This is a genomic window from Streptomyces sp. NPDC053474 (assembly GCF_044544845.1).
In the GTDB taxonomy this organism is placed as follows: Bacteria; Actinomycetota; Actinomycetes; order Streptomycetales; family Streptomycetaceae; genus Streptomyces.
This window is the reverse complement of the sequence record NZ_JBITXV010000008.1, coordinates 477,078-488,777: the sequence shown is the minus strand read 5'-3', so window position 1 is coordinate 488,777 and position 11,700 is coordinate 477,078. Positions and strand designations below refer to the sequence as shown.

General features: G+C 67.4%; 7 protein-coding genes. 6 read left to right on the top strand and 1 reads right to left on the bottom strand.

Annotated elements, in window-relative coordinates; translation table 11 throughout:
• Positions 1-220: 220 nt before the first annotated feature.
• Both ACIG3E_RS21790 and ACIG3E_RS21785 read left to right on the top strand, forming a co-directional pair.
• Positions 221-2,269 (top strand): APC family permease, encoded by a 2,049-nt coding sequence (locus tag ACIG3E_RS21790; protein ID WP_399618812.1) that lies wholly within the window; start codon positions 221-223, stop codon positions 2,267-2,269.
• A gap of 136 nt (positions 2,270-2,405) precedes the next feature.
• Complete coding sequence (locus ACIG3E_RS21785; RefSeq protein ID WP_399618809.1) at positions 2,406-3,737, top strand: class I SAM-dependent RNA methyltransferase; 1,332 nt, start codon at positions 2,406-2,408, stop codon at positions 3,735-3,737.
• A 214-nt stretch (positions 3,738-3,951) separates the two neighbouring features.
• On the opposite strand, the gene ACIG3E_RS21780 is transcribed toward ACIG3E_RS21785, so the two are convergent.
• The gene (locus ACIG3E_RS21780) at positions 3,952-4,488 is read right to left on the bottom strand and encodes a hypothetical protein (RefSeq protein WP_399618807.1); all 537 of its coding nucleotides are present in this window, start codon (positions 4,486-4,488) and stop codon (positions 3,952-3,954) included.
• Between the two features lie 179 nt (positions 4,489-4,667).
• On the opposite strand from ACIG3E_RS21780, the gene ACIG3E_RS21775 reads away from it, so the two are divergent.
• From ACIG3E_RS21775 to ACIG3E_RS21760, 4 genes are all read left to right on the top strand, one after another.
• Positions 4,668-4,949 (top strand): hypothetical protein, encoded by a 282-nt coding sequence (locus ACIG3E_RS21775; RefSeq protein ID WP_399618804.1) that lies wholly within the window; start codon positions 4,668-4,670, stop codon positions 4,947-4,949.
• Positions 4,950-6,742: 1,793 nt separating this feature from the next.
• Complete coding sequence (locus tag ACIG3E_RS21770; protein WP_399618802.1) at positions 6,743-7,453, top strand: restriction endonuclease; 711 nt, start codon at positions 6,743-6,745, stop codon at positions 7,451-7,453.
• A 41-nt stretch (positions 7,454-7,494) separates the two neighbouring features.
• Positions 7,495-7,890 (top strand): hypothetical protein, encoded by a 396-nt coding sequence (locus ACIG3E_RS21765; protein ID WP_399618799.1) that lies wholly within the window; start codon positions 7,495-7,497, stop codon positions 7,888-7,890.
• Entirely contained in the window at positions 7,887-11,585 is a 3,699-nt protein-coding gene (locus ACIG3E_RS21760; RefSeq protein WP_399618797.1) for an AAA domain-containing protein, read from the top strand. Before ACIG3E_RS21765 ends, ACIG3E_RS21760 begins: the two co-directional genes overlap by 4 nt.
• Positions 11,586-11,700 lie beyond the last annotated feature (115 nt).

Sequence of the window (11,700 nt, the reverse complement as noted above, 5' to 3'; positions counted from 1 at the left end):
GGGGGGGGGGGGGGGGCGGTGGTGGGGGGGGGGGGCGGCGGGGCCGGGGGGGGCGGGGGCCCCCCCCCGCCGGGGGGGGGGCGGGGGGGCCGGGGGGGGGGGGGGGGCGGGGCCACCCACCCGTCGCTTGAACATCTCTTTAACCTTTTCCCCAGGAGGTCTTGACAAGTCGGGGGTACTGGGTGGGCGACACGCTGACGCAGCGCTTACGATCCTCTGCGTGTCCAAACTGACCGACGTGCCCAAACGGATCCTCATCGGGCGCGCACTGCGCAGCGACCGGCTGGGAGAAACGCTCCTGCCGAAGCGCATCGCCCTCCCCGTATTCGCCTCCGACCCGCTCTCCTCCGTCGCGTACGCGCCCGGCGAGGTGCTGCTCGTCCTGTCGATCGCGGGCGCGTCGGCGTACCACTACAGCCCCTGGATCGCCGTCGCGGTCGTCGTGCTGATGTTCACCGTCGTGGCCTCGTACCGGCAGAACGTGCACGCGTACCCGAGCGGTGGCGGCGACTACGAGGTCGCCAACACCAACCTCGGCCCCAAGGCGGGTCTGACCGTCGCGAGTGCCCTGCTCGTCGACTACGTCCTGACCGTCGCCGTGTCCATCTCCTCCGGCATCGAGAACCTGGGCTCCGCGGTCCCCTTCGTGGTCGAGCACAAGGTGCTCTGCGCGGTCGCCGTCATCGTGCTGCTCACGCTGATGAACCTGCGCGGCGTGAAGGAGTCCGGCAAGCTCTTCGCGATCCCGACGTACGTCTTCGTCGTCGGCGTCTTCCTCATGATCGCCTGGGGCGCGTTCCGCGGCTTCGTCCTCGACGACACCATGAAGGCCCCGACCGCCGACTTCGAGATCAAGGCCGAGCACCAGGGCATCGCGGGCTTCGCCCTCGTCTTCCTGCTGCTGCGCGCCTTCTCCTCCGGCTGTGCCGCGCTCACCGGCGTCGAGGCGATCAGCAACGGCGTGCCCGCCTTCCGCAAGCCCAAGTCGAAGAACGCCGCGACGACGCTCGCGCTCATGGGCGCCCTCGCCGTCACCATGTTCTGCGGCATCATCGGCCTGGCCATGGCGACCAACGTCCACATGGCCGAGAAGCCCGCCAAGGACCTCCTGGAGAACGGCGTCCCCGTCGGCGGCGACTACGTCCAGAACCCGGTGATCTCCCAGGTCGCCGAGGCGGTCTTCGGCAACGGCAGCTTCCTGTTCATCGTCCTCGCCGCGGCCACCGCCCTCGTGCTCTTCCTCGCCGCGAACACCGCGTACAACGGCTTCCCGCTGCTCGGCTCGATCCTCGCGCAGGACCGCTATCTGCCGCGCCAGCTGCACACCCGCGGCGACCGCCTCGCGTTCTCCAACGGCATCGTGCTCCTCGCGGGCGCCGCGGCCCTCCTCGTCTGGGTCTACGGCGCGGACTCCACCCGCCTGATCCAGCTCTACATCGTCGGCGTCTTCGTCTCCTTCACGCTCAGCCAGATCGGCATGGTCCGGCACTGGAACCGCCATCTGTCCACGGAGCAGGACCCGGGCAAGCGCCGCCACATGGTCCGCTCCCGCGCGATCAACACCTTCGGCGCCTTCTTCACGGGCCTGGTCCTGATCGTCGTCCTCGTCACCAAGTTCACGCACGGCGCCTGGGTCGCGCTGCTCGGCATGGTCATCTTCTACGCGACCATGACCGCGATCCGCCGCCACTACGATCGGGTCGCCGAGGAGATCGCCGCCCCCGAGGGCCCGACCGACGACAGCGTCCGCCCCTCCCGGGTGCACTCCATCGTCCTCGTCTCCAAGATCCACAAGCCGACGCTGCGCGCCCTCGCGTACGCCAAGCTGATGCGCACGGACACCCTGGAGGCGCTGAGCGTCAACGTCGACCCGGTGGAGACCAAGGCCCTGCGCGCCGAGTGGGAACGGCGCGGCATCTCCGTACCCCTGAAGGTCCTCGACTCGCCGTACCGCGAGATCACCCGCCCGATCATCGAGTACGTGAAGTCGCTGCGCCGCGAGAGCCCGCGCGACGCGGTGAGCGTGATCATCCCCGAGTACGTGGTGGGCCACTGGTACGAACACCTCCTCCACAACCAGAGCGCCCTGCGCCTCAAGGGCCGTCTGCTCTTCACCCCCGGCGTGATGGTCACCTCCGTCCCCTACCAGCTGGAGTCCTCCGAGGCCGCGAAGAAGCGGGCCCGCAGGCGCCAGGAGTGGAACGCGCCGGGGTCGGTGCGGAGGGGGCCGGTGGAGAAGCGGGCGAAGGAGAAGAGCGGCAAGGGCTGAGCGGGCCCCTGGCGGGGCTCCTGCGCGGCCCGGGTGCGCCTTCCGTGTGCCGGAGTGAGCGGCCGGACGACACCCACGTAGACTGGTGGGCTGTTGTCCGGCCGCTCATCCTTTGACGTTGTGGAGTCACCCCGCCATGCAGGCAGAACCGAAGAACTCACTGGTGGGGGAGGAGTACGAGGTCGAGGTCGGCCCCGTCGCCCACGGCGGCCACTGCATCGCCCGTACGGCCGAGGGCCGCGTCCTCTTCGTGCGCCACACCCTGCCCGGCGAGAAGGTCGTCGTGCGCGTCACGGAGGGCGACGAGTCCTCCCGCTTCCTGCGCGCGGACGCGGTGACGGTCCTCGAACCGTCCAAGGACCGCGTGACGGCCCCCTGCCCCTACTCCGGCCCCGGCCGCTGCGGCGGCTGCGACTGGCAGCACGCCAAGCCGGGCGCGCAGCGCCGCCTCAAGGGCGAGGTCATCGCCGAGCAGCTGAAGCGGCTCGCGGGCCTGACGCCCGAGGAGGCGGGCTGGGACGGCACGGTGATGCCCGCGGAGGGCGACAAGCTCCCGGCGGGCGAGGTCCCGCAGTGGCGCACCCGCGTCCAGTACGCGGTGGACGCCGAGTCCGGCCGTGCGGGCCTGCGCCGCCACCGCTCGCACGAGGTCGAGCCGATCGACCACTGCATGATCGCGGCGGCGGGCGTCAGCGACCTCGGCATCGAGCAGCGCGGCTGGGCGGGCATGGAGTCGATCGAGGCCATCGCGGCGACGGGCTCGCAGGACCGCCAGGTCATCCTCACCCCGCGGCCCGGGGCCCGGCTGCCCATCGTCGAGCTCGACCAGCCGGTCTCGGTCATGCGGGTCGGCGAGAAGGACGGCGGGGTCCACCGCGTCCACGGCCGCCCCTTCGTCCGCGAGCGCGCGGACGGCCGCACGTACCGCGTCGGCAGCGGCGGCTTCTGGCAGGTCCACCCGAAGGCCGCGGACACGCTGGTGACGGCGGTCATGCAGGGCCTCCTCCCGCGCAAGGGCGAGACGGCCCTCGACCTGTACTGCGGCGTGGGCCTCTTCGCGGGCGCCATCGCCGACCGCGTCGGCGCCGAGGGTGCCGTCCTCGGCATCGAGTCCTCCAAGCGCGCCGTCGAGGACGCCCGCCACAACCTCGCCGCCTTCGACCGCGTCCGCATCGAACAGGGCAAGGTCGAATCGGTCCTCCCGCGCACGGGCATCACGGAAGTCGACGTCATCGTCCTGGACCCGCCCCGCGCGGGCGCGGGCAAGGCCACGGTCCGCCACCTGGCGGCCCTGGGAGCCCGCCGGATCGCCTACGTGGCCTGCGACCCGGCCGCGCTGGCCCGGGACTTGGGCTACTTCCGCGAGAGCGGGTACCGGGTGCGGATGCTTCGGGCGTTCGATCTGTTTCCTATGACGCATCATGTGGAGTGCGTGGCGGTGCTTGAGCCTGTTGTGAAGGGCTCCTGACCTGCGGTTTCGCCTGGTGTGCATTACGTGCGCTGCGGGTGTTACGGGCGATATCGTGACGCATTTTCGACGCGCATGACGCACGTTTGACGCACATTCCAATGGAGCGTCAGGCGGCCGTTCGTGCGGGTGACGATGCGTCGGGTGCGGCCTGTCGGGGTTGCTTCTTTGCTGTCTCTTGGAGAAGACCCGTGAGTTGTGGCCCACTTGGGGCTCAGTAGGCGCGGGGGCCGTAGGGGCTCCAGTGGCCGAGGAAGGGCTTGAGGTCATCACCGCTGGGCTTCGGTGGGCTGGGCAGCTTCGGTGCTGAGGCGAAGTCGGTGAGGTGCTGGAGGTGAGCGTCTGCGAACGCTAGCCACGCCTCGATCTCGGTTCTTTCTTGTCCGGGCGGCAGTGATGTGGCGCGCTCGCGCACTCCTGTGACGTACTCGGCCAGGCGCTTGGCCTGGTGCCAGGCGTCCGCCTGCTCTCCGAGGTGTTTGACACGATAGGCGTGGGCGTATGCGGCGCGGGCGTCGCGCATGGCGGCTTCCCAGCGCCGTCGTTCCGCCTCTCGGGCTTGCTGGTCTGCACGGCGTTTGCGTTCCGCGGCTTCACCGCGGAGGCCGACCTCCTGCACGATTTCGGCGAGTTGGTCTTCCAACGACCGGTCGGGTAGGTCGGCCCATTCGCTGGCGCGGTGTGGGGAGCCACCGCGGAGGATGAAACGCAGGCGGTCTGAGGGTGTGTAGTCGAAGCGGGCGATGCGCATCCACGAGTACTTCTTGGCGTCGGCGAGTTCCTTGTCGGTGGGGATGTGTTCGCTGCGGTCCTGTTCCTGAAGGACGAGGAATCCGACGCTTTCGCCTTGGGCGGTGATGGTGAAGTGTGGCGGTGCACTGCGGCGTCGATGGGGCGGGGGGCGCCTTGTGTGGGGCCGAGTGCCGCCTCATGGCCTTGCGCACCGGTGGCGGTGATGAGGGCCTGGATGATGCGCAGAGCTCGGCCTCGGATGGACTTGGTCAGGCCCATGGGCTGTGGCTGCTTTTCGAGGGCGGCCACGACGGCGTGGGGTTTGGTGAGTCTGGCCGGCACGGGAAGTGGGGTGAGTTCGGCCAGGCGCCAGGCGGGGATGTCGACGAGCTTGATTTCGTAGCCGCGATGGGTGTGGTATCCGTAGAGCTTCTGCGTGTGGGGGATCTTGCCGGACTTGCGGGCGGCGTTGACTCGTGATGACCAGTTCACTGCGTGCGGGCCAGATTGGATGGGCTTGATGAGGCAGCCATCGTTCGCGGCTAGTTCTTCGAGGAGTTGGTCCGCGTAGCTCGTACGGGCCTTCTGCGCTGTCTTGGGTCGTGGAGGTGCGGACTTTCGACCGGGTCGCTGAGGTGGTTCAGCGTTCTGCTCCGCGGGGCGGATGCCGCGTTCGGTGAGATGCTGCCGTCCTTTGTCGGTGAGGTGGGCGCTCCAATGCCCTCGGCGTTTGGTGATTTTGACGAGCCCTCGGTTCTGTAGGGCCTGTGCGCTGACCTTGTACGCGCTGTTCGGCCAGACTCCGTCGGGACATCCCTGGCCCACCCAGTCGAGCACGGCTTGCTGCCGCTCGTTGAGGGCCTGGTTCACGTGGTCCTCCCGTGGTTCCTGGGGCGTGCTGCCCCTGACACAATGCCCGCCGTTTCTGCTGGAATGCGGATGGGTTGAAAGATGTGAAAGCCCGGTGTGACCGGTCTGGCACGAGACGTGGTCTCGGCTGGGAAGGATCATGATGGGAATCAAGGACTGTCACAGCAGGGTGCCCCGTCAGCTTCGAGGGGCCCCTGCTGTGTGGGCCGTGGCCTATGGGTGGTGCGTCGTCGAGACCGACGCCGAGCGCGACGGCGTCGTATCAGCCGGTGCTTTGTTTCCTGTTTCAGGCCCGCTCGTCAGGGCCAGCAGTAAGAGGAACAGCAGAAGACCGCCTCCTCCCGTGCCCGCCGCCACGCCGAGAACGCGAGGGCTGATGGACCGGCGGTGCCCGCGCACACGGGTGCCGTCCGAACGGTAGTAGGGGCGGACATAGGCTGTCGGTCCGGTGGAGACTGGGCGGGGACGCGGTGCAGGAGTGGTACGTCGGGCTGCCGCAGAGGGCTGCGCGGCGCGGGGTCGGTTGCGGCGATTGTGGCCTTTGACGTAGGTGCCGTCGCGGCGGTAGTGGGGGCGCACGTAGGTCACGAGCAATCCTTAAGCGGTGAAGGGGGCAGTTAGTGCCCCGCGGGTGGGGCTCTGGCGTTCCTCGGCTCGGCATTCGACGATAGCGGCCGGTGCTGACAATCCAGGGCGGCCAACTCGACGACGGTGCCCGCAGGTTGGGCGGCAGCCAGCGATTCTCGTACGGGTGATCGCAACATCGGGCTGGTTGGCAGGACCACTCTGGCGCCCAATCCGGAACCGGCCCAGACCTGCTCCGCTTCCCCTCGCGAGTTGCTTGCCGTGCCGTGTCCTCTTGATCAAGCCAGACTTCTCCAGCGCTCAAGTCGCATGCGCTGCCGGAGCGGCCGGTCACGCAGCGGGCGCGGCTACGGCCAGGCGCTGGGGAGAAGGTTGGAGGGAACCCGAGGTCGTGCACTACTCGGTGGGGGACGCGCAGGGCGTAGTCGAAAGTTAGGACGGGCCATCGGAGAGCCAGGATGGCGCGTGCGAGGAACGAATGAACGTTGTCTGCGCTCCCGTGCATCCTCCGGTTCATTGGTTCGGCCGAAGAAGTACTGGTCGGGACGGAAGGTTTCCCGATACTCATAGGGGCTTGGCCGGGGGCAGGGGGATCCGATGCTGCTTGTCATGGCGCTACTCGTGATCGGCGGTGTCACGCTGGTGTCGCGTTGCGGGGGGCCGACAACCTTTCACCGGCCGTGTCGCCGTAGGCGCCGGGGACTGTTCGCGCGTTGCCGAGACCACACGTTCACTTTGGTCACGATCACCGACCTGGCAGGACTTGCGCTGTTCGGTCTTGCCTTCGGTATGTGGGCGCTCTTCGGGCGGGGTATCTGATGCGACGTCGGCGGAGCCAGGGGGGATGGGGCGCGGTTCCCTGGTGGGTGTGGAGCGTGGGAGCCCTGGCCGGGGTCACTGGTCTGTGGCAGACGGTCGAGCAATGGCCGGTGTGGACAGGTGCCGTACTGACGGCCGTAGCCGCGGGGCTGGGCCTGAAGCCGGGGTGGCTGGCCGTACAGAGATGGGCTGGTCGCGCGGCGCCTCTCTCGATACCCGTGCGCTATTCGCTGGCCCATCTCGATGCCCTGAACCCCCAAGAGTTCGAGCTTGCAGTCTGCTCTTTGCTGCGCCGAGACGGACTGAGCGCGGAACATGTGGGCAAAGCAGGGGACAAGGGCGCCGACGTACTCGTCGTCGATCATTCGCAACGGCGGGTCGTTGTGCAGTGTAAGCGGCTGCGGCCGAACCGAAGGGTCGGGGATCAGGACGTCCAGCGGGTCAACGGAACGTACCGTCATGACCATGGTGCCCACTTCGCCGTGATCATTACCACTGGGGGATTTACGGCGGCAGCGCGCGCCAGCGGCCCTCGCTATGGGATTCACCTGGTGGACCGGGATGCCCTGGAGCGATGGTCGGACCTGGGTGAGCCGCTGTACAGGATCCTGCGAGTTCCGGACGAGGGCACGAGGCGCTGGCGTTGGGTACCCGGATCATGGGGGACAGGGCGAATCGCCAAGGTTGCGGCCAATCAGCAACGTCCGTAACTCTCTTTCCATACGCGCAAGTCGGAAGCACAAGGGGGAAGATGTCCGACGAGATCGAGTCCGTGCGTATCCAGGTGTTCGGCGCCGACCCGCGGCATGCGGAGCTCGAAGCGAAGGAGCTCCGTGAGGTCTTGAACCGGCTGGATGGCGCAGAAGCGAGCTTTGCCCCGCCTGAAGCGCCGCGAACGACGGAGGGCGCGAAAGGGCCTGCACTGCTGACTCCGGAGGTAGTGCTCATCCTCACCACGGGAACCTTCGCACTGGCGAGGACCGCCATCAAAGCGTGGGTCGATGTCCGCAAGAGCCGCAAGGTGCGTGTGGTGCATTTCGATGGAACGGTCACGGAGTTCCAGGGCGGAGTGTCCGGGCGTGAGGTGAAGGCATTGCAGGACGGTCAGGGCGACAGGTCGGGGGCCGGTCCGGGAGAAGCGCGATGAGTCGCAAATATGCCTTACTCGTGGGCACTGCCGCCTATGAGGACGTGAACTTCCCCGCCCTGCCCTCTGTACGTGCAGACGTACACTACCTGAGCCAGGTCCTGGAAATGCCGGCGGTCGGAAGGTACGAGAGGTGTCTACGGGTCGAGGACTCGTCGAAGGTGGCGATCAAACAGACCATCGAACAGTTTCTCAGGGACCGTGAGCCGGACGAACTGGTTGTGCTCTATCTCAGCGGTCACGGGGTGTACGACCGTGAGGGCGGTCAGCTGTACTACGTCACGACGGACACCGGGGCGGACCGGATACAGCAGACCGCTCTCGAAGCCTCTTTCGTGACGGACCAGTTAGAGAAATGCGCGGCTCGGCGCAAAGTCCTGTTGCTCGACTGCTGTTTCAGCGGCAGCGCGGTGCAGGGATTCCGCAGCAAGGGGTCCTCGCAGTCGGCTGCCGCGCCGGTCGTCGAGGCCAGCGGAGTGCACGTCATCACCGCGTCTCAGCACTGGGAGCAGGCATTCACCACCGATGCGGATCAACCCTCACAGTTCACCAGAGCGATTGTCGAGGGTCTGCACTCCGGACAAGCGGACCTGGACGGTGATGGACAGGTATCGGCGAACGACCTGTTCCGATACATCAGTCGTGACTTACGGAAAGCCCCTGACGGACGCCAGCAGACGCCGACTCAGTCCAGTCTTCACGTGACCGGTGACATCTATCTCGCCGATGCCTCCACAGGCCGTCAGATTCCCGCCCTCAAGCCGTTGCCTGCAGGGGGCACCGCAGTCAGCGACGGTGCTGGAGTGGTGACTCCGGCAGCGGTCAAAGCCACCGAGGCGGTACACGACGACTCCGCCTTCACGGACGTCGAATGGGCACAGCTGCTGACGTACTACCAGCACTGTTTGGAGGAGGAGAATGCCACCGACGACCTTCTGCCACTGGTGGGAAGCGATCCTCCACGCGCGGTCTGGTCGGCAGGGGAGGAAGTCCTGCTCTCCGGCACGGAAACCACGATTCCGGCGCCGGAACGTGTTGTTGACCTGTCCGAGCGTGCTCTCAAGGACGGTGCCGACCTCTGGTACGGATACCCCGTCGCCGTCCTCTACGACGGCAAGCGGCAAGTGTGTGCGCCGCTCGCCATGCGCCAGATCGAGATCGAACGCGGCCCGCATGGACGCAGTGTGGTCACACCCACGGGCCCGATCGTCCTGCATCCCAAACTCGTCCTCGACCGGCTGGGCAAGGACGAAGGCAGAGAATTGCTCGCCGCCTACCAGCCCAACTGGCGGCCGGGATTCCGCGAGGACATGATCCGCGACCTGCGCAGTCTGCTCCAGGAGTTGGGGCTACCCGACACGGAGCACCTGGACCCCGGAGCACTCGGTGACGGCAGCTCGCTCTACGCCGCGCATGAGGGTGTCCGCAACGTGGCGGTCGTCTACGCCGCACGCTCGGACGCCGCGGCCACCGCTCAGCTGATGAAGGACTACAGAACGCTGCAAAAGAGCGTTGGGCAGTTCGCGGGCACCGCGCTCGGAGCCTTTACGGCACCGGCGGCACCAGGAGCGGACGAGAGTGCCGAGCAACAGGTACAGGTGGTCGCTCCCCTGGAACTGAACGAAGGACAGGAAGCGGTTATCCGGGCTGCCATGGTCCGCAAGCTCACGGTCGCCACCGGGCCGCCCGGCACTGGGAAGAGCCAGCTCATCGTCAATGCGGTCGCTACGGCCAGAGCGGCCGGTCAGACCGTGCTCGTCGCCTCGACCAACAACAAGGCAGTGGATGAGGTCTGGGAGCGTTGCGAAGCCCTGGCGCCAGGGCTCCTCGTACGAACGGGAAACCAGACGGCCGTCGCGCATGAGGTGCGGACGCTTGAGCAGCTCACCCGCAGCGCCCGGTCCCACCAGTCTTCCCAGATGTGCCGGGGCGAACTGCGTAACCGCCTTCGGGGGCAAGAGGCGCTGCGTCGTCAACTCGCGGTGCTCGCCCGTCGGGAACGGGAACTGGCCGACCTCGGCCGACTGCGCTTCTCCTACGCCGAACAGCACCACTGCGATGCTCAGACGCTCGCCGCAGCCCTGGGCGACGATATGTCCCTCGACCGGTGGCTGCGCCGCGCTCGCATGGCGGCCCGCCTTGGGTTCCTCGGAGGGTGGCTGCGAAGCCGATGCCTGCGCAGTTTCGCCCCGCTGGCCGTACAGGTTTCAGGACGGCAAGGCTTCGCCGACCTGCTGTCCTTCGCGGAAGCCGAAGTCGCCTGGCGACGGAAGAGCAGCGAAGCCGATGCGGCACCGGACGATGCCCAACTCCTCACGATGCTCGGGGAGACCGATCGACAGGTCCAGGAGACGTCGGCAGCGCTGATGCAGGCGGTGGTGGCGGAGCAGGCCATGACCGCGCGTGCGGCCATCCACGACCGCATCGAAGCCGTCAAGTCACGATCACCGCGACAGTGGTCGTCCCTGGAGCGGATCCTGCCGCAGGTGTCCGGTTGGGCCGTGACCACGAGGTCCCCACGACGGTTCCGTGACCGTGCCGCCCTCTTCGACCTGGTCATTGTCGATGAGGCGAGTCAGTGCTCCACATCGGATGTGCTGCCTCTGCTTTTCCGCGCACGGCGTGCGCTCGTGATCGGGGACCCCATGCAGCTGCAGCACATCACCACACTTCAGCCCCGGCAGGAGGCGGAGTCACACCGTGGTGCGGGGCTGCGGGCGAGCTGGCTCGACGAGCATCGGCTCGAGCACCGCCGCTACTCCGCGTTCCACGCGACCGCCCACGCGGCCGGGGAAACACTGCTGTTGGACGAGCACTTCCGCTGCCATCCAGACATCGTCGGCATCTCTAACCGACATTGTTACGGCGACCGGCTGACGGTCCTCACCGAACCGCGGTCCTTGCGACGCCTCGACGGGGTCGACGCGGTGCAGTGGCTCGATGTGGTGGGCACGGCGCGCCGAGGCAGGAACGGGTCGTGGATGAACGAGGAAGAGGCAGAGCGCGTTCATCTCTCTGTGGAGCGATTGCTGATGCGGTTGCCTGAAGGTTCGACGGTAGGAGTGGTCACCCCCTTCCGCGCCCAGAAGGACCTGATCGCCGAGCGCTGGAAGAACGAGAAGCGCGTACGGGTCGGCACGGTGCACACGTTCCAGGGAGGACAGCAGGACGCGATCCTGTTGTCCCTGGTCGCGGGTGCGAAAATGCGTCCCAGCGCGGTCAACTGGCTCTGCCGCGAGGTCAATCTGTGGAACGTGGCCATCACCCGCGCCTGTTCGCATCTCATTGTGTTCGGCGACCGCGACTTCTGGTCGGTTCGGGCGGGCATGCCGCATGCGCTGCTGGACGTGGCTGAGGTCAAGTCCGCGCCGACTCCATTCGATGTGAACTCCGGGCAGCAGGATGAGCTTGTCGGCGATCGGCTTCAACTCATGCTGGCCGACTCGATTTCCGGAGTCCTGCTCGACAGGAACGTCACGGTTGACGGATACCCCTACGACTTCGACGTCCGCCGAGGCACGCACGCTACCCAGGTCCGGCTGGACCACGGGGCCTCCTCCGACATGGACGAGGCACGACACCTGAGGCTCGCGCTCAGCCAAGCGGCCCTGCTGCCGAACGGCGTTCGGATGCCTGCGTGGCATGTGTGGGCCGATCGAGCGGAGCGCGTGACGGCGCGGCTCGGCGGTCAGTGAGGAGGAGGAAGCGACCTCGGCGAGGCCGTTGAATTCGCCCCAAACGCCGAGGTCTTCTCACTACCATAAGATCGGGAGATCTCAGTGACCTGGCCTGCACGCCGGTGTTCGGCAC